Annotated in this window: 17 protein-coding genes; 10 read left to right on the top strand and 7 right to left on the bottom strand. The window is 75.0% G+C overall.

The genetic code is table 11. The annotated features are described in order from the left end of the window. The first annotated feature begins 136 nt into the window (after nucleotides 1–136). From AB0K37_RS31495 to AB0K37_RS31475, 5 genes are all read left to right on the top strand, one after another. Nucleotides 137–757 (top strand): LUD domain-containing protein, encoded by a 621-nt coding sequence (locus AB0K37_RS31495; protein ID WP_363987174.1) that lies wholly within the window; start codon nucleotides 137–139, stop codon nucleotides 755–757. Next, nucleotides 754–2,187, top strand: coding sequence for a rhamnulokinase family protein (locus AB0K37_RS31490; protein WP_363987172.1), 1,434 nt, complete (start codon nucleotides 754–756; stop codon nucleotides 2,185–2,187). The genes AB0K37_RS31495 and AB0K37_RS31490 overlap by 4 nt, the downstream gene beginning before the upstream one ends. Before the next feature lie 247 nt (nucleotides 2,188–2,434). Further along, on the top strand, nucleotides 2,435–5,368 hold the full coding sequence (locus AB0K37_RS31485) for an AAA family ATPase (RefSeq protein WP_363987170.1): 2,934 nt from the start codon (nucleotides 2,435–2,437) through the stop codon (nucleotides 5,366–5,368). A gap of 134 nt (nucleotides 5,369–5,502) precedes the next feature. Then, a complete protein-coding gene (locus tag AB0K37_RS31480) occupies nucleotides 5,503–6,597 on the top strand; it encodes an alpha/beta hydrolase (RefSeq protein WP_363987168.1) in 1,095 nt (364 codons plus the stop codon). A gap of 3 nt (nucleotides 6,598–6,600) precedes the next feature. Continuing rightward, nucleotides 6,601–9,018 (top strand): GMC family oxidoreductase, encoded by a 2,418-nt coding sequence (locus AB0K37_RS31475; RefSeq protein ID WP_363987166.1) that lies wholly within the window; start codon nucleotides 6,601–6,603, stop codon nucleotides 9,016–9,018. 127 nt (nucleotides 9,019–9,145) lie between these two features. Here AB0K37_RS31475 and AB0K37_RS31470 read toward each other — a convergent pair whose 3' ends face one another. Together AB0K37_RS31470 and AB0K37_RS31465 are read right to left on the bottom strand one after the other, a co-directional pair. Further along, the gene (locus AB0K37_RS31470) at nucleotides 9,146–9,595 is read right to left on the bottom strand and encodes an SRPBCC family protein (protein ID WP_363987164.1); all 450 of its coding nucleotides are present in this window, start codon (nucleotides 9,593–9,595) and stop codon (nucleotides 9,146–9,148) included. A gap of 52 nt (nucleotides 9,596–9,647) precedes the next feature. Continuing rightward, a complete protein-coding gene (locus AB0K37_RS31465) occupies nucleotides 9,648–10,184 on the bottom strand; it encodes a CGNR zinc finger domain-containing protein (RefSeq protein ID WP_363987163.1) in 537 nt (178 codons plus the stop codon). A gap of 97 nt (nucleotides 10,185–10,281) precedes the next feature. On the opposite strand from AB0K37_RS31465, the gene AB0K37_RS31460 reads away from it, so the two are divergent. After that, nucleotides 10,282–11,058 (top strand): class I SAM-dependent methyltransferase, encoded by a 777-nt coding sequence (locus tag AB0K37_RS31460; RefSeq protein WP_363987161.1) that lies wholly within the window; start codon nucleotides 10,282–10,284, stop codon nucleotides 11,056–11,058. Nucleotides 11,059–11,241: 183 nt separating this feature from the next. On the opposite strand, the gene AB0K37_RS31455 is transcribed toward AB0K37_RS31460, so the two are convergent. Both AB0K37_RS31455 and AB0K37_RS31450 read right to left on the bottom strand, forming a co-directional pair. Continuing rightward, nucleotides 11,242–11,667, bottom strand: coding sequence for a PPOX class F420-dependent oxidoreductase (locus AB0K37_RS31455; protein WP_363987159.1), 426 nt, complete (start codon nucleotides 11,665–11,667; stop codon nucleotides 11,242–11,244). A 64-nt stretch (nucleotides 11,668–11,731) separates the two neighbouring features. After that, complete coding sequence (locus AB0K37_RS31450; RefSeq protein ID WP_363987158.1) at nucleotides 11,732–12,403, bottom strand: hypothetical protein; 672 nt, start codon at nucleotides 12,401–12,403, stop codon at nucleotides 11,732–11,734. Nucleotides 12,404–12,837: 434 nt separating this feature from the next. Between AB0K37_RS31450 and AB0K37_RS31445 the strand changes: the two genes are divergently transcribed. The 3 genes from AB0K37_RS31445 to AB0K37_RS31435 are packed head-to-tail and all read left to right on the top strand — an operon-like array spanning nucleotide 12,838 to nucleotide 14,823. After that, nucleotides 12,838–13,326: a sigma-70 family RNA polymerase sigma factor gene (locus AB0K37_RS31445; RefSeq protein ID WP_358464318.1), complete on the top strand. Its 489-nt coding sequence runs from the start codon at nucleotides 12,838–12,840 to the stop codon at nucleotides 13,324–13,326. Then, nucleotides 13,323–14,048: a zf-HC2 domain-containing protein gene (locus AB0K37_RS31440; protein ID WP_363987156.1), complete on the top strand. Its 726-nt coding sequence runs from the start codon at nucleotides 13,323–13,325 to the stop codon at nucleotides 14,046–14,048. The genes AB0K37_RS31445 and AB0K37_RS31440 overlap by 4 nt, the downstream gene beginning before the upstream one ends. Before the next feature lie 58 nt (nucleotides 14,049–14,106). Continuing rightward, the gene (locus AB0K37_RS31435; protein WP_363987154.1) at nucleotides 14,107–14,823 is read left to right on the top strand and encodes a hypothetical protein; all 717 of its coding nucleotides are present in this window, start codon (nucleotides 14,107–14,109) and stop codon (nucleotides 14,821–14,823) included. On the opposite strand, the gene AB0K37_RS31430 is transcribed toward AB0K37_RS31435, so the two are convergent. Beyond that, nucleotides 14,820–15,599, bottom strand: a complete 780-nt coding sequence (locus tag AB0K37_RS31430) for an ABC transporter permease (RefSeq protein ID WP_363987176.1) — start codon at nucleotides 15,597–15,599, stop codon at nucleotides 14,820–14,822. The genes AB0K37_RS31435 and AB0K37_RS31430 overlap by 4 nt on opposite strands. Nucleotides 15,600–15,723: 124 nt before the next feature. Continuing rightward, nucleotides 15,724–16,680 carry an ATP-binding cassette domain-containing protein gene (locus tag AB0K37_RS31425; protein WP_363987152.1) on the bottom strand — a complete coding sequence of 319 codons (957 nt, stop codon included), beginning with the start codon at nucleotides 16,678–16,680 and terminating at the stop codon, nucleotides 15,724–15,726. Between the two features lie 92 nt (nucleotides 16,681–16,772). Here AB0K37_RS31425 and AB0K37_RS31420 point away from each other — a divergent pair, with 92 nt between their 5' ends. Then, nucleotides 16,773–17,522: a TetR/AcrR family transcriptional regulator gene (locus AB0K37_RS31420; RefSeq protein ID WP_363987150.1), complete on the top strand. Its 750-nt coding sequence runs from the start codon at nucleotides 16,773–16,775 to the stop codon at nucleotides 17,520–17,522. Here the strand turns inward: AB0K37_RS31420 and AB0K37_RS31415 are convergent. Then, a partial coding sequence (locus AB0K37_RS31415; RefSeq protein ID WP_363987148.1) for an ATP-dependent helicase C-terminal domain-containing protein occupies nucleotides 17,509–18,072 on the bottom strand: 564 nt, incomplete at its 5' end. The two genes, AB0K37_RS31420 and AB0K37_RS31415, sit on opposite strands and share 14 nt — an antisense overlap.

Raw genomic sequence — 18,072 nt, 5'->3', positions numbered from 1 at the left:
CGCGCGGCGGCCGGATCCGGCGGCTGCCCGGGCCACTCGGCGCCTGGACCGAGACGCGGGACGCGCCCGCGCCGCCGCCCGAGTCGTTCCGCGCCGGGTGGGCCCGGACCGGCGGCGGGCGCGAGGAGGGGGAACGGTGAACGCGCGCGAGGAGATCCTGCGCCGGATCGAGCGGGCGGCGCCCGCCCGGCCCGCCGCCGAGGTCGCCGCCGCCTACGAGCGGATCGACCGCGGCTACCTGCGCCGCCACCACGAGGAGGCGATCCTCGACCTGTTCGCGGAGCGGGTCGCCGACTACCGCGCGACCGTCCTGCGCGTCGCCGCGGCCGACGTCGCCTCGACCGTCGCCGAACGGCTCGCGGCCCGTCCCGGCGCCTACGGCGTCCCCTCCGGCCTGCCGGAGGAGTGGACGTCCGCGACCGGGGCGGAGCTCGTGCGCGACCCGTCGGTCGCCTCCCTCGACGGCCTCGCCGGGGCGGTCACCGGCTGCGCGGCGGCGGTCGCGGAGACCGGCACGATCGTGCTGGACCACGGCGCCGGCCAGGGGCCGCGCGCCCTGTCACTCGTCCCCGACTACCACCTGATCGTCGTCCTCGCCGGCCAGGTCGCCGCCGATGTGCCGGAGGCGCTCGAACGGCTCGACCCGCGGCGCCCGCTGACGTTCGTGTCGGGCCCGTCCGCGACCAGCGACATCGAGCTGTCCCGGGTGGAGGGCGTGCACGGCCCACGGACACTGGAGGTTGTGGTCGTCCAATGAGCGAAGCGATGTTCGCGGCCGTCGATCTCGGGGCGTCCAGCGGGCGGGTGATGACCGGGCGCGTCGGGCCGGGCACCCTCGCCCTGGAGGAGATCCGCCGCTTCCCGAACCGCCCCGTGCGGGTCAACGGAACCCTGCACTGGGACATCCTCGGCCTCTACGGCAACGTCCTGGACGGGCTCCGCTCCGCCCCGCGCGGCCTGTCCTCGGTCGGCATCGACTCCTGGGCCGTCGACTACGGGCTCCTCGACGCGGAGGGCAGGCTGCTCGGCAACCCCGTCCACTACCGCGACGCCCGCACCGACGGCGTGATGGAGCGGGTGCGCGCCGAACTGGGCGAGGACCTGCTCTACCGGGCCTCGGGCCTGCAGTTCCTCCCGTTCAACACGATCTACCAGCTCGCGGCCGAGGACCTGTCCCGGGCCGCCACGCTGCTCCTCGTCCCCGACCTGCTGGCCCACTGGCTCACCGGAGAGATCGGCGCCGAGCGCACGAACGCCTCCACCACCGGGCTGCTGGACGTCCGGAGCGGCACCTGGTCGGCGGACCTCATCGCCCGGCTGGACCTACCCGCGCGGATCTTCCCGCCGCTGCACGACCCCGGCGCCGGCATCGGCACCCTGCGCGCGGACGTGGCGGCCGAGACCGGCCACGGCGCGCTGCGCGTCACGGCCGTCGGCTCCCACGACACGGCCTCCGCCGTCGCCGCCGTCCCCGCCGCCACCGACCGGTTCGCCTACATCTCGTGCGGCACGTGGTCGCTGGTCGGCGTGGAGCTGGACGCCCCCGTGCTGACCGACGAGAGCCGCAAGGCCAACTTCACCAACGAGGGCGGCGTCGACGGGACCGTCCGCTACCTGCGCAACGTGATGGGCCTGTGGCTTCTCCAGGAGTCGCAGCGGACCTGGGGCGAGGCGGACCTGCCCGGCCTGCTCGCCGCGGCCGCGGACGTGCCCGGCCTGCGCTGCCTCATCGACCCCGACGACCCCGAGTTCCTGCCGCCCGGCGACATGCCGGCCCGCATCGCCGCGCACTGCCGCCGCCGCGGGTTCCCCGAGCCGTCCACACCCGCCGAGACGGTGCGCTGCATCCTCGACAGCCTCGCCCTCGCGCACCGCGCCACGCTCCGCCAGGCGGCGCGCCTGTCGGGGCGGGAGATCGACGTCGTCCACCTGGTGGGCGGCGGCAGCCGCAACGACCTGCTGTGCCGGCTGACCGCCGACGCGAGCGGGCTGCCGGTGGTGGCCGGCCCCGTCGAGGCGACCGCCCTCGGCAACGTCCTCGCGCAGGCCCGCGCGCACGGCGCCGTCGCGGACCTCGCCGAGTCCCGCGCCCTGGTCGCCGCCACCCAGGACCTGCGCCGCTACGAGCCGTCGGGCGACGAGGCCCGCTGGAGCGAGGCCGCCGCCCGCCTCGGCCTGGAGGACTGACCCGGCGGATGTCACGGTCGCGGGACGGTTTACCCTCCCGAGGTTGACATGGGACGCGCCAGGGCCGTTCATAGCTATGTACATACGGTCCAAGGACGCCGTCGCGGGTGGGCAAGGCGCAGGCAGGGCGTGTTGTCCCGCCTTATTGACGTTCCACCCGATAAGGTAAATCCCGCTCGTTCAGAGGTACCACAACAAGAAGCATGGTCACGGCGTATCGGCCGCCTGTCGCTGTTGGGGTGTGGACATGGAGGGTCGTGCGGCCCATGCCGCCGGGGGTCCCGGCAACGCTCCGCTGGTGGGGCGCCGGGACGCGCTGCAGCGGATCGACCGCGCTCTCGACGCGGTCGAGGGCGGCTACGGCCTCGTCGCGCTGGTCGGCGAGCCCGGCGCCGGCAAGACGCGCCTGCTGAACGAGCTCGCGGACGGCGCGACCGCCCGCAAGCTGCCGTTCGTCGCGGGGCGCGCTGCCGAGTTCGAGCAGGAGATGCCGTTCGGCGCCGTGGTCGACGCGCTCGACGACCGCCTCGAGGAGCACTCCCTCGATCTGCCGCCGGGCGCGCTGCGCCTGCTCGGCACCGTGTTCCCCGCGCTCGCCGACCTGTCCGGCGACCCGCCCGCCGCCTCGCCGGAGTCGCGGGTGGCGCGCTACCAGCTGCACCGCACCGTCCGGCACCTGCTGGAGGCGCTGGCCGAGCCGTCCGGGCTGGTGCTGATCCTGGACGACCTGCACTGGGCCGACGACGCGACGATCGAGCTGCTGGACCACCTGGTCCGGCACCCGCCCCGGGCGCGGGTGCTGCTGGCGGTGGCCTACCGTCCCGCGCAGGCGTCGCCGCGGCTGGCGGCGCTGGTGGACGCGGCGGGCCCGCAGGGCGCGCGGGTGGCGGTCGAGCCGCTCACCCAGAGCGAGGTCCGCGAGTTCCTCGGCCCGGACGTGGGCCGCGCGCGGTGCGAGGCCCTGTTCAAGGCCAGCGGCGGAAACCCGTTCTACCTTGAGGCGCTGGCCAGGATGGCGGGCGGGACCGCGCCCGCGTCCGGCGCCGGCCTCGACCGCCACTGGGAGAAGGGCGTCGCGAACCTGACCGAGGTGCCGCCGGCGGTGCGGGCGGCGCTGCAGGTCGAGCTGAGCGCGCTGCCGCCGAAGGCGCTGCTGATGGCGCAGGGTGCCGCGGTGGCCGCGGACGTGTTCGAGCCCGCGCTCGCGTCGGTCGCGGCGGAGATGGACCAGAACGCCGCGCTCACCGCCCTGGACGTCCTGACCGGCCACGACGTGGTGCGTGCCGCGCCGGGCGGCCGGTTCCGGTTCCGGCATCCCCTGGTGCGGCACGTCGCCTACGCCTCGACGGCGGCGGGCTGGCGGATCGCCGCGCACTCGCGGGTGTCGGAGCGGCTGGCCGAGCTCGGCGCCCCGGCGGCCGTGCGCGCCCACCACGTGGTGCGGTCGGCGCGTTTCGGCGACGCCGGGGCGATCCGGACGCTGCTGGAGGCCGCCCGCGCCGTCGCGCAGCAGGCACCCGCGACCGCCGCGTACTGGCTGCAGGCCGCGCTGGACCTGATGCCCGACGCCGCCGCCGACGCCTATCCCGACCGGGTGGAGCTGCTGGTCGAGCTGGCCCAGGTGCAGGCCGTCAGCGGCCATGCCGAGGAGGGCCGCGAGACCGCCCGCACGCTGCTGGGGCTGCTGCCGACGGACGACACCGTCCGCCGCGCCCGCACCGTGCACATGTGCGCGATCATGGAGCGCCAGCTCGGCCGGATCCACGAGGCCCGCGCCCTGGTCCTGGACGAGCTGCGCCGCAGCACCGACCGGCAGACCCCCGAGGCGGTGCTGCTGCGGATCCGGCTCGTCGCCGACCGGATCCAGCGGATCGACACCCGCGGCTCGCACGCCATCCTGGAGACCATCCCGGGCAGCGCGCCCGGGTGGGGCCCCGGCCTGACGGCGGCGGTCGCCGCGATGCGCCCGATGGTCGCCTACGGGCGCGGCGAGGTCGCGGAGGCGATCGAGCGCGCCCAGACCGCCGACCGGCTGTTCTCCGCGGCGTCCGACAACGACTTCGCCGACTGCCTGGACTGCTTCGCCTGGCTCGTGTTCGCCGAGTCGTTCCTCGGCATGTACGACGAGGCGCTGCGGCACGCCGAGCGGCTGGTGTCGATCACCCGCACGACGGGGCAGACGTTCGTGCTCGGCTACATGCTGTCCGGGCAGTCGCGCATTCTGGCCCAGATGGGGCGGCTGGAGGAGGCCGCCGCCGTCGCCGACGAGGCCACCGCGGTCGGCCGCGACCTGCGCTCGAAGGAGGTGCTGGCCTACGGGCTGATCCAGCAGTGCCTGACCGCGTCCTGGATGGGCGACCACGAGCGGGCGCTGCGGGCCGGGGACGAGGCCGTCGCCAACGACACCGGGTCGGGCGAGTGGTGGACGCACATGGCGCACGTGGCCCGCGCCATCGCGGTGATCAACGAGGGCCGGCTGGAGGAGGGCGCCACCGCGCTGATCGCCGCCTGCGGCGACGGCACCCTCGGCCTGGACTTCAGCACCCTGGTGATCTGCGCGGAGGCGCTGGCGTCGGTGCGCGCCGCGCAGGAGGACGGCGCCGACGCCGCGAACTGGGCCGACATCGCCGAGGCGATCGCCGACCCGCTGCTGACCGGCGACGCCGGCCTGGCCCGGCTGACCCGGGCGCACGCGCTCCGCTCCGCCGACCCCGCCGCGTCCGCGGCGGTGGCGGCGGAGGCCGCCGACCGTCTGACCAAGGCGGGGCGCCGGCCCGAGGCCGGCCGCGCCGAACTGGCCGCCGGGCTCGCGCACGCCGCGGCCGGCGACCGGACCCGGGCCCGGGACCGGCTGCGCGCGGCCGCGGAGGTCTTCGAGTCGTGCGGGATGAAGGGGCTGCTGGCGCAGGTCGTCCGCGAGCAGCGGCGGCTCGGTGTCCGGGTGCCGTCTCCCGGGACGCCCGCGCGCGGCGCCAAGGGCAGGAAGGACCTGCCGTTCGGGCTCTCCCCGCGCGAGCACGAGATCGCGCTGCTGGTCGCCGAGGGCAACAGCAACCAGCAGATCGCCGAGCGGCTGTACCTCAGCGTCCGGACGGTCGAGACCCACCTCTCCCGCGTCTTCGGCAAGATCGGCGTGTCCTCCCGGGTCGGCGTCGCGACCGCGATGAACCGTTCCGAGTAGATCCGACTCTTACTTCACGTACGTCCCGTACGTCCGGCGGGTGCGCCCGCACCTGTAAGTACGGGTTCTCCACGATGCCGCGCCGATATTCGCGTTTGGCAGGGTTGGACCGTCAGGAAGCGGAGGAGATGGACATGGAGCAGCAGCGGATCGCGCGCTTCACGCACGCGGGCGTCGCCGACGCCGAGGTGTCCGCGCACCCCTTCGCGACCGAGGACGGCCTCGGCCTGAACCTGACCCGGTTCCGCCGGAACGACTGCGACGACGTCGTCCTGCTGGTGCACGGGCTGACCACGTCCAGCGACATGTACATCATGCCGGAGCACGCCAACCTGGTGAACCACCTCCACGACGCCGGGTTCGGCGACGTGTGGGCGGCCGACCTGCGGATCAGCGGCCGGTTCCCCTACAACGCCGAGGCCACGCGCCACGATCTGGACGCCATCGCGCTCTACGACCACCCGGCGGTGCTCGCCGAGCTGCGGCGCCACATCGGGGACCGGCGGGTCCACGTGATCTCCCACTGCGTGGGCGCGATCTCGTTCTCGATGGCGCTGTTCGCCGCCACCGTCACCGGCGTCACCAGCCTGGTCTGCAACAGCGTCTCGCTCACCCCGCGCACCCCGCGCTGGTCGAAGATCAAGCTCGGGTACGGGCCGGCCCTCATGGAGTACGTGCTCGGGCCCTGCCACCTGGACCCCCGGTACGCGAACGCCCCGGTGCTGACGCGCGGCTGGATGCTCGCCAAGGCCGTCGCCCCGTTCCACCGCGAGTGCGACGAGCCCGCCTGCCACATGCTCAGCTTCATGTGGGGCGGCGGCCAGCCGATCTTCACGCACGCCAAGATGTCGCCGGTCACGCACGGCCGGCTGCCCGACCTGTTCGGCGCCTGCAACGTCAACTACTACCGGCACCTCCACGCGATGGTGAAGGCCGGCCGCGCGGTGAGGCGCCACCCGCGCGACCCCCGCTCGGCCGCGCTGCCGGACGACTACCTGTCGCGCGCCGCCACGGTCACGACGCCGATCCTGTTCCTCACCGGAGACCGCAACCACGTGTTCACCGATTCCAACATCGTCTGCCACCGCACCCTGGAGAAGGTCACTCCCGGGCTGCACGAGCTGGCGGTCCTGCCCGGCTACGGCCATCAGGATCCGTTCATGGGCGCCGCCTCCGCCACCGAGGTGTTCCCGCAGGTCGTGGACTTCCTCAAGCGGAAGGCGGGCTGAGCGATGAGCGAAGGCGGCGGCGCGGCCGAGCACGTCGACGCGGTCGTGGTCGGATCCGGGTTCGGCGGATCCGTCACCGCGTACCGGCTGGCGGAGGCCGGGCGGCGGGTCGTCCTGCTGGAGCGCGGGCAGCCGTACCCGCCCGGCAGCTTCCCGCGCTCCCCCGCCGAGATGGGCCGGGCGTTCTGGGACCCCGACGCCGGCCTGTACGGGATGTACGACGTGTGGGGGTTCAAGGGCTGCGACTCCGTCGTGTCCGCCGGCCTCGGCGGCGGCTCCCTGATCTACGCGAACGTGCTGCTGCGCAAGGACGAGCGCTGGTTCGTGCACGACCGGCCGGTGGCCGGCGGGGGCCACGAGCCGTGGCCGGTCTCGCGCGCCGACCTGGACCCGCACTACGACGCCGTCGAGCGGATGATGGGCGCGACGCCGTACCCGCTGGACCAGGTGCCCTACGACGACACCCCGAAGACGCACGCGATGCAGGACGCGGCGGCCGAGCTCGGCCTGCACAGCACGCTGCCGCCGCTCGCGGTCAGCTTCGCGCCGGAGCCGGGCGGCACGCCCGGGGTGAGCCTGCCGATCGCCGACCCCGCGTACGGCAACCTGCACGGCGCCCGCCGCCGGACGTGCAAGCTGTGCGGCGAGTGCGACATCGGCTGCAACGAGGGCTCCAAGAACAGCCTCGACCACAACTACCTGTCGGCGGCGGCGCACCACGGCGCCGACATCCGCACCTCCCACGAGGTGAAGGCGATCCGGCCGCGGCGGGGCGGCGGGTACGAGGTCGACTACGTCCACCACACGGACCTGTCCGCGAGGAAGCGCCGCCTGCCGATCCGGACGATCACGTGCGACCGGCTGGTGCTGGGCGCCGGCACGTACGGCACCACGTACCTGCTGCTGAAGTCCCGCGCGGCGTTCCCCGGCCTCAGCTCCGCGCTCGGCACCCGGTTCTGCGGCAACGGCGACCTGCTGACGTTCCTGATGCGGGCCAAGGACCGCAACCGGGTCCGCCCGCTCAACGCGAGCCGCGGACCGGTGATCACCACGGCGATCCGGCTGCCGGACGACCTGGACGGCGTGCCCGGCGCGGGCCGCGGCGCCTACATCCAGGACGGCGGCTACCCCGGCTTCACCGACTGGATCGTGAACGGCTTCGACGTCCGCGGCGAGTTCGAGCGCGCGGTGGAGTTCCTGTGGGGCCGGTTCCGGGAGTTCTTCAAGGACGCGCCGGACACCAACCTGTCCAAGGAGCTCTCGGACCTGATCGGCGACGGGGCGCTGACGGTCAGCTCGCTGCCGCTGCTCGGCATGGGCCGCGAGACCGCCGACGGGCGGCTCCACCTGCGGGACGGCCGGCTCGCCGCCGACTGGAACGCGCGGACCAGCGAGGAGCTGTTCAACCGCGTCCGCAAGACGATGCGGGGGATCGCGGACGTGCTCGGCGCCGACTACGCCGACAACCCGATGTGGTTCCGCAAGCGCATCATCACCGTCCATCCGCTGGGCGGCGCCCCCATGGGCGGCCACCCGGGCGAAGGCGTCTGCGACGCCTTCGGCGAGGTGTTCGGGTTCCCGGGCCTCTACATCGCCGACGGGGCGGCGATGCCCGGCCCGGTGGGCCCGAACCCCTCGCTCACCATCGCCGCGCAGGCCGACCGGCTGGCCACGCGGCTGCTGGAGAGGACCGCCCCGCCCGCCACGGGGGCCGAGCCGGCCGGGGGAGCCGGCTCGCCAGGCGGGGCGGGGAACGGCTCGGCGTACGGCCCCGCATCGGGGAGCCGCGGTGGGACACGGGGACCGTCCACCGCGGTCGCGGGCCGTACGTCGCTGTCGTTCACCGAGGAGATGAAGGGGTTCGTCACCTACGGGGAGTCCGACACGCGGATCGGCGAGCTGGCCGAGGGGCGCCTGCCCCTGTCGTTCCGCCTGACGATCACCGCGGCGGACACCGACCGCTTCCTGGCCGAGCCGGACCACGAGGCGACGGCCGCCGGATGGGTCGACGCGACGGGGCACGGGGGGCGCCGCCCGGTCGAGCGGGGCACGTTCAACCTGTTCGTCGCGGACGGGCCCGAGGACCGGCGGCTGATGAAGTACCGGCTGTTCTACACCGACGGCGAGGGGCGGCGGCGCACGCTGAGCGGGCGCAAGAACGTCCTGCACGGGCCGCCGACGCGGATCTGGCCGGACACCTCCACCCTCTACGTGCGGCTGCTGGACGGGCACGTCGCCGAGGACGAGGAGGACGGCGCGCCGGTCGTCGCGGCGGGCGTGCTGCACATCCAGCTGACCGACTTCGCGCGGCAGCTGACGACCTTCCGCGCGACGGGGCCGGACGGGGCGGGCAGGCTGCTCGACTTCGGCAGGTTCTTCGCCGGTGAGCTGTGGGAGGTCTACGGTCCCGACCCCGCCTGAGGGGTCCATGGTCGTGCAGGCCGAGGGAACTGCGGGGTGCTCTCGGCCTGCACCTTTTCCGCCGGAGGCCGTGCGGGGGGTCGCACGGCCTCCGGCTCACGACCTGCGCGCCGGGCCCGGACGCGGGTCAGATGCCCTCGGCCTTGCGGGCGGGGCAGTCCGGCGGGCAGTGCTCGACGTGGGCGGGCAGCCACCGGGCGAAGGCCTTCAGCATCTGCCGGAGCGCGAAGCCGACGATCGGGCCGGTGCCGGGGATCAGCGGCTCGAACGTCGCCTCCCAGCGCAGGAACGTGCCGGCGTCCCGGCGCTCCAGCCGGACGTCCGACCGGTAGCCGCGCACGGGCAGGCCCGACAGCGCGACGTACCCGAAGTGCTCGGAGGGCTCGTAGGCGACGGTCCGCTCGCTGGCCGGCCAGATCTTCTTGACCGTCCCGACGCCGTAGGGGGCGGTGTCGCCCGCGCGCGTCCGCCGCGCCGGGGTGGGGAACCTGCCCCAGGCGCCCCACGCCTCGGGGACGGCCAGGTGCCGGAAGAGGTCCTCGGGCGAGGCGGCGGTGGTGGCGGTGGCCTGGATCATCGCCACACGCTACAGGCCCGCCCGCGAAACCGGCAGGCCCAGCCGGGGCCCGTCAGGACGACTGCGCGCGGGCGCGGAACGCGGCGGCCTTGACCCGGTTCTGGCAGGCGGTGGAGCAGAAGCGGCGGGTGCCGTTGCGGGAGGTGTCGACGTAGACGCGGTCGCAGTGGGGGGCGGTGCAGACGCCCAGGCGGTCGTGCATCTCGCTGCCGATGACGATGGCGAGGCCGGTGGCGCAGGGGCCGGCCCAGTCGTTCTCGTCGGATCCGTGGTAGTGGACGTGCCACGGGTGCCCGTCGTGGCGCTCCAGGCGGGGCCGGGCCTCGGTCTTCTCCAGGAGCCGGTTGACCTGCCCGGCGGCGCCGTCGACGTCGCCGGCGGCGACGGCGTCGAACACCATGCGCAGCTCGCGCGCGACGGCGGCGAGCGCGGGCAGCTCGGCCTCGGTGGCGCGCGAGCCGCGCCCGACGCGCTGGAGGACGTCGGTGACGGCGGCGGCGAGCGCGGGCGGCGGGGGCGGGGTGTAGGCGCGGCCGCGCCGCTCCCCCGGGGTCAGCTCGTTGACGAGGCCGGCGGCCGCCTGCACCACCGCATCGGTATGACTGTTGAACTCCACTTGACCGGTTACGCCTTCCGGGTTCACAATGTAACTGTCCAAAGCTTATACGACAGTCACAGGAGGGGTCATGACCATGCTCGACCACGAGGTCGCGAGCGCCTGGACCGCCCGCTGGGACGTCCAGCAGGAGGGCTACGTCCCCGACCGCGAGGAGCGGTTCACCGCCCTCGTCGACGCGCTGGAGGCCGCGACCGGGCGGCCCGACCCGCTCGTCCTCGATCTCGGCTGCGGGCCGGGCTCGCTCGCCGGGCGGATCCTGGACCGCATCCCCGGCGCGACCGTGGTCGCGGTGGACGCCGACCCGCTGCTGCTGTCGCTCGGCCGCGCCGCGCACGCCGGCCGGCCGGGTCTGGCCTTCACCGAGCTGGACCTGCGCGAGCCCGGCTGGGCGGCGCGGCTGCGGCTGGACCGGCAGGCCGACGCCGCCGTCAGCACGACCGCCCTGCACTGGCTGTCGGCCGGGCAGCTGCGCGTCGCCTACGGCGAGCTCGCGCGCGTGCTGCGCCCCCGCGGGCTGTTCCTCAACGGCGACAACCTCGGGGTGGAGGACCGCACGCCGGGCCTCGCGGCCCTCGACGTCGCGCTGCGCGAGCGCGAGCGGGCGCGCCGGTTCGGCGGGGACCGCCCCGAGGGCTGGGACCAGTGGTGGGACGCGGTCGCCGCCGATCCTGGCCTCGCCGGGCTGCGGCCGCTGGCCCGCGACGAGACGACCGGCCACCACGGGTCGGAGTCGGCGCTGCTGTCCGCCCATGCCGAGGCGCTGCGCGAGGCGGGCTTCGACGAGGTCGGGACGCTCTGGCAGCGCGGCGACAACCGCCTCCTGGCCGCCCTGCTGGGGGCCTAGCCGTATTCTCAGTCCCGGCCCGCTTCGCTCGCCTGACGGCTCGCTACGCGACCGAGCCTGGGCGAACGCGGCATCGCTTCGCGATCTGCCCGGCTCCGCTCGCCTCCGGCTTCGCTCCACCGAGCAGCTCACGCGTTCGCGCGCATGGCCGAGACCACTTCGAGACAGGCCTTGGGCCTGCCGTCAGCGCGCCTGGCCGTAGAGGCGTTCGACGTGCAGGCGGACGACGAGGCGGCCGTCCTCGACCATCACGCGGCGGTACTCGTCCCAGTCGGGATGCTCGCCGCGGATGTCCCGGTACACCTCGACGAGCTCCTCGACGGCGGCGTCGTTCGGATCGGCGGCGACCGCCGTGAGCTCGGCGGTGCCCTCGGCGACCACCCACGACCAGCCGTCCGGCGAACCGACGTGCAGGCTCGCGCGCGGGTCGCGGGCCAGGTTGCGGGCCTTGGCCCGGTCGGCGGTGATCGAGATCCGGACGAGCCGGCGTCCCTCGTCGAAGTGGTAGTTGATCGTGGACAGCTGGGGCCGTCCGTCGCTCTTGAGGGTGGCCAGCACCCCGATGTCCCGTCCCGCCAGGAGCTTCACCAGCGCCGCTTCGTCCGCCATCGTCCGCCTCCATCGGTCGTCGGTCCTACCGGCGTCAACCGCGGGGCGGGCCGGTCGCTTCCCGTCAGCCCAGGGCGAGGGCCGGGAAGTCGAGGACGCGGGCGGACCGGGAGCCCGGTCCGCCCGCGCCCTCGCCCGCGTCCTCGCGGGCGGCGCGCCCGGTGAGGATGTGGCCGCGGAACACCGCGCCCTTCGCCGCGACCTTGACGGCGCGGAAGCCTCGCGGCGGCAGGGCGCAGAACCCGGTCCGCACGACGTCGTCGAACAGCGAGTCCGACACGACGTAGGCGAGGTCGCGGTCCGCGTCGTCGGCCAGCAGGCGGCGCAGCGGCGCCGCGTCCAGCAGCCGCTGGACGACGATGGGCGCGTCGCCCGCGGGGCCGAACGGCCCGGCCGTGAGCGTGCCGTGGTGCAGCGAGAGCCGGACGCGCAGGCGGAAGCGGCCGGCGTCCCGGTTGACCTCGCGCAGCGCCCCGTCGAGGAGGATGACGAACTCGCCGGCCACCGTCGCCGGGTCGACGCCCTCCGGCAGCGTGGCGAGCTCGCCGTCCCCGCCGACCTGCTTGTCCCAGCCCGCGCGGTCGAGGCCGACGCCGCGGGCGGCGCGGTCGAGCGCCTCCGTCAGCAGCCGCTGCGCGCGCAGCTGCTCGCGCGTGTCGCGCCGGCTGTACCCCTGGATGTCCACCGCCAGCAGCAGGCGGTAGCTGAGCTGGGCTTCTTCGTTCTCCTTCACCATGCCGATCCCCGCCCTCGGTCTCTGTGGGCAAATGGGCCCGATGCCCGCATTCGCTCCAAATCGTGGAGTGAGCGTTGCCCGGCGACGGTTCCGATGCGCGGGTCGGAGTCTCGCCTCCCGTACGCACCCTGAGACGCACCTCGGTGATCCCTGGGACTGGACGGTAAGGAAAAGCTGGCGAACAAGTAAGAGGCAATGCGGAAAATCCCCCACGAAACGGCCTCGGTTGAACCGCGCGGCGCAGGGTCCCGTACTGCCTCCCAACGTGACACCCACGGTCACCGCGTCGCCCCGCACCCCTCGCACCCCCGCCGGAGACCCCGATGGCCCACAGATCACCGGCCGCCGCCTCGGCCACCCGCGAACGCCCTCCCGGACCGTGGAGCTGGTTCCGCGGCCCGCGGCCCTCCGGCGGCGTGGACGACCAGGTGATCGTGACCGAGCTGTACCGCGTGTACGGCCGCCCCCTGCTGTCGTTCGTGCTGCGCCTCACCGGCGGCGACCGGCACTGGGCCGAGGACGTCGTCCAGGAGACGATGATCCGCGCCTGGCGCAGCGCGCACCAGCTCGACGAGAACGCGACGTCGCTGCTGCCCTGGCTGGCGACGGTCGCCCGCCGGATCGTCATCGACGACCAGCGCCGCAAGAACGCACGGCCGCAGGAGGCGGGCGAGGGCCCGCTGGAGAACATGCGCGTGCCCGACGGGTTGGAGGATCTGCTGCGCTCCGTCGTCGTGTCCGAAGCCCTCCTCGCCCTGTCTCCCGCCCACCGAGAGATCCTCAACGAGACCTTCTTCCGGGATCGCTCGGTGAACGAGGCCGCCAAGCATCTCGGGATCCCCGTGGGCACCGTGAAGTCCCGGGTCTACTACGCGCTCCGGGCACTGCGCGTCGCCCTGGAGGAGAGGGGCGTGACGCCATGAGAGCGCCGGACATGCCGCACGTCGACGTCGGCGCCTACGCCCTCGGCCTGCTGGAGGAGCCCGACCGCCGCGCGTTCGAGGCGCACCTGGCGACGTGCTTCTCCTGCCACGAGGAGCTCGGCGCGCTGAGCGGCATCGCCCAGACCCTGGACGGCATCGGCCCGATCGCCGACCCGGCGGAGGCGATGCCCGCGCCGCCCGAGCCGGCGGCGGTCACCGACCTGATCCGGCACCGGATCCGGCGGGAGCGGCGGCACCGGACCGCGCGGGCGCTGGCCGCGGCCGCCGCCGGGGTCGTGCTGCTCGGCGGGGCGCTCGGCGCCGGGTACACGCTGGGCGCCGACCGCGGCGCCGCCGCCTCCGCGCCGGACGGCGGAACCGCCCGGCTGCTGCGGGACGGCCGGGCGATGTCGGCGACCGATCCCGGCACGGGCGTCACCGGGACGGTCGCGACGCAGGAGAAGGCGTGGGGCAGCCGGGTCGCGCTGCGGCTCAGCAAGGTCGACGGGCCGCTCGCGTGCGAACTGGTCGCCGTGGACCGGCGGGGCAGGGCGCACACCGTCGTCGGCTGGTCCGTCCCCGACAAGGGCTACGGCCTGGCCGGCTCGCCGCAGCCCCAGCTGGCGCTGCAGGGCGGCACGGCGCTGCGGCCCCGGGAGATCAGCCGGTTCGAGGTCCGCACGATCGGCGAGGGCCGCACGCTGCTGACCGTCCCGGCGTAGGCCCCGCCTTCCGGAACGCGCGGCCGGGCCGCTCTCCCGCGTCTCATAGGCTGAGGCCGTGAGTGCGACCCGACCGCCCGCCGGTCCCGAGCTGATGCTGCCGGGGCTCGGCGAGGTGTACGCGGCCTACGTCCGGGAGGCCGACGCCCTGCCCGCGCAACCCGGCGCGCTGCAGGCCGAGATGTGGACGTCGGCGCAGCTCGGCGGCCTGGAGGCCGCGGCCCCGCACGACGCCGCCCGGCGCGCCGCGCTCGGCGACCTGATCGGCTGCCTGCACGCGGCGGCCACCCCTGGCGCGCGGGCCTTCCTGCGGGCGCTCGCCGCGATCGGCCCCGCCGAGGGGCGCAGGGCCGCGGCCCGCGCCGCCGACCGCCTCGCCGGCGTCCCGGCGGCGCCCTGGGAGGACTCGCTCGGACGGGTCGTCCCAGGGCAGGCCTGGCTGATCCAGGAGGGCCCGCTGGACGGCGACCGCCTGGTCTGCGAGTTCCGCTACGAGGGCGCCGGCACCGCCGGGATGCACGCCCTCGCCGTCCGGCTCTCCTACGGCGACGCCCCCGCCGAGATCGTGGTCGTCGGGGACGTCCCGGCGCTGATGGCCGCGGCGCGGCAGGCCATGCAGGCCGAGCTGTGCGTCGTCCAGCCCCACGACGCGGCGGCCGTGGGCGCGAGGCTCCGCGCCGCGCTCGGCGCCGGGCGCGGCGGCGCGGAGCCCCTGCCCGAGGCGTGCTACCCGGCGCTGGCGCTGGCCCGGCACCGGGCGTCCCTCCTGCCCTAGCGGCCGAGGGCGCGGTAGCGGCGGACCGACAGCGGGAAGAACACCGCCGCGATCGCCAGCGGCCACACGACCGCCATCAGCACGCTGTGCTGCGCCGCCCACGACCCGCCGGCCACGGGCTCGCCGAACAGCTCCCGGCACGCCGTCACGGTCGCCGACATGGGGTTCCACTCGGCCACCGCGCCCAGCCAGCCCGGCATCGTGCTCGGCGCCACCAGGGCGCTGGACAGGAACCCGATCGGCCACACCAGGAGCTGCACGGCCGCGACCGACTCCGGCCCCTTGGCCATCAGGCCGAGGTAGACGCCGAGCCAGACCAGCGAGAACCGCAGCAGCAGCAGGAGCCCGAGCCCGGCGAGGGCCTTGCCCGCCCCGTCGTGCACGCGCCAGCCGATCAGCACGCCGCAGACCGCCATCACGGCGAGCGCGACGACCGAGTGCAGCATGTCGGCGGTGGCCCGGCCCACCACGACGGCGGACGAGGCCATGGGCATCGACCGGAACCGGTCGGTGACGCCCTTGCTCACGTCGGTCGCGATCGCGGCGAACGTCGTCTCGACCCCGAACGCCATGGTCAGCGCGAACATGCCGGGGACGATGAACTCCCGGTAGGTGCCGCCGCCCGGTACGTCCATCTGCCCGCCGAACAGGTAGCCCATCATCAGCACGACCATCACCGGGAACAGCAGGCCGACGGCGACCTCGCCCGGCTTGCGCGCCCAGTGGGCGAGGGCGCGCGTGGTCAGGACCCACCCGTCGGCCACGGCCCACCTCATCGCCTGAACACTCACAGATCGACCTCCTTCTGGGGGGACGACCCCCGCGCTCCCCGGTTCGCTGCACTGAAAGGACGGCCTCCTCGTAGGGGGACGCCCTTCCGCGCCCCTCGGACCGTCCCGCTCACGAGACGACCTCCTTCTCCTCGGTCAGGTGCAGGAACACCTCGTCCAGCGTCGGGCGGCGCAGGCCGATGTCGGCGACCGCGACGCCCGCCTCGTCCAGGGCCCGGACGGCCTCGGTCAGCGCGGCGGCCCGCCCCGACACCGGCGCCCCGACCCGCAGGGCCTCGGCGTCGACGTCCGCCTCCCCGGTCGCGACCCGGCCGACGATCTCGGCGGCGGCGGCGAGGTCCGCGGGGTCGTCCACGACGACCTCGACGCGGTCGCCGCCGAGCCGCGCCTTGAGCTCGTCGGGGGTGCCCTCGGCGACGACGCGGCCGCGGTCGATCACCGAGACGCCGGAGGCGAGCCGGTCGGCCTCCTCCAGGTACTGGGTGGTGAGCAGGACGGTCGTGCCGCCGTCCACCAGGTCGCGGATCGCGTCCCACACCTCGCCCCGGCTGCGCGGGTCGAGGCCGGTGGTCGGCTCGTCCAGGAACAGCACGGGCGGCGCGAGGATCATCGACGCGGCCAGGTCGAGCCGGCGCCGCATGCCCCCCGAGTACTCCCCCGCGGGCTTGGCGGCGGCGTCGGTGAGCCGGAACCGCTCCAGCAGCTCGTCGGCCCGCCGCCGCGCCCGCGCGGCGCCGAGGTGGTGCAGGCGGCCGAACATGACGAGGTTCTGCCGCCCGCCGAGCACCTCGTCGACCGCCGCGTGCTGCCCGACGAGCCCGATGCGGCGCCGCACCTCGACCGCGTCGCGGACCACGTCGTGCCCGGCGACGCGGGCGCCGCCGCCGTCCGGCCGGGCCAGCGTGGTCAGGATCCGGACGGCGGTGGTCTTGCCCGCGCCGTTCGGGCCGAGCAGGCCGTGCACGGTCCCGGCGGGGACGCGCAGGTCCAGCCCGGCGAGGGCCTCGGTGCCGCCGTAGCGCTTGCGCAGCCCCTCGGCGACGACCGCGAACCGTGGTTCCGTCACCCGTCCTCCAAAACTATGTACGCAGTACGGATTTACCATCACGGCCAATATAACGTACGCAGTACAGAGTTTCATCCTGAGAGGATCGGCCGGTGACCGAGTACAGCGGGGCGGGCGACCCCAAACGCACCCTGGAGCTGCTGTGGGGGGTGCGGGAACGCCCCAGGCGCGGGCCCAAGCCGCGGCTGACCGCGGAGGAGATCGTCCGGGCGGCGATCCGGCTGGCCGACGCCGAGGGCCTGGACGGGCTGTCGATCCGCCGCATCGCCGAGGACCTGGGCGTCTCCCCCATGTCGATCTACACCTACGTGCCGGGCAAGGCGGAGCTCGTCGACGTCATGGTCGACCGCGCGTTCGCCGAGCTGGCGCCGCCCGCCCACGACTCCTGGCGGGCCCGCCTGGAGCACATCGCCCGCGACAACTGGGCGCTGTTCCACCGGCACCCGTGGCTGCTGCAGATCACCACGGTCAGGCCGCCGCTCGGCCCGAACACGTGCGCCAAGTTCGAGTACGAGCTGCGCGCCGTGGACGGCCTCGGCCTCAGCGACGTGGAGATGGACTCGGTCGTCGCGCTCGTGACCGGCTTCGCCGAGAGCGCCGCCCGCGTGTCGGTCAACGCCGCCGAGGCCGAGCGCCGCAGCGGCATGACCGACGAGCAGTGGTGGGAGGCGAGCGCCCCCGTCCTGGAGACGCTGGTGAACGAGGACGACTACCCGCTCGGCACCCGCGTCGGCGCCGCAGTCGGGTACGAGTACGGCTCCGCCGTCGCTCCCGGGCGGGCCTTCGAGTTCGGCCTCGCCCGCGTCCTGGACGGCATCGAGGTGCTGATCAGCTCCCGCTAGCCCGCCTGGTCCGCTTCGTCGGCACGGCCTGCGCCGGGTCCTCGGGCCACGGGTGCCTGGGGTACCGGCCGCGCAGCTCGGCCCGGACCGCCCGGTACCCCTCGCCCCAGAACGAGGCCAGATCGGCGGTGACCGCCGCCGGGCGTCCCGCCGGCGACAGCAGGTGCACCACCAGGGGCACCCGGCCCCCGGCGAGCCGCGGCGCCGCGTCCCACCCGAACAGCTCCTGCAGCTTCACGGCGAGGACGGGGCGCTCCCCCGAGTAGTCGACCCGGATCCGCGACCCGGACGGCACCTCGATCCGCTCGGGCGCGTACTCCTCCAGCCGCTTCGCCAGGTCCCACGGCAGCAGGCCGCGCAGCAGGCCCGCGACGTCCACCTTGGCCAGGTCGGCCCGCCGCCGCGCTCCCGACAGCCACTCCGGCGCCCGCTCCAGCAGCGCCGCGTCGTCGACGGCGGGCCACGGCTCCCCGAGCGCCGCGCGCAGGAACGCCAGCCGCTCGCGCAGCGCGACGGCCGCCGGCGTCCAGCGCAGCAGCCCGAGCCCCTC

Origin of the sequence: Actinomadura sp. NPDC049753, assembly GCF_040674655.1 — a bacterium.
GTDB lineage: Bacteria > Actinomycetota > Actinomycetes > Streptosporangiales > Streptosporangiaceae > Spirillospora > Spirillospora verrucosospora.
Note: the sequence above shows the minus strand (reverse complement) of the source record. Positions and strands in the feature narration are given on the sequence as shown.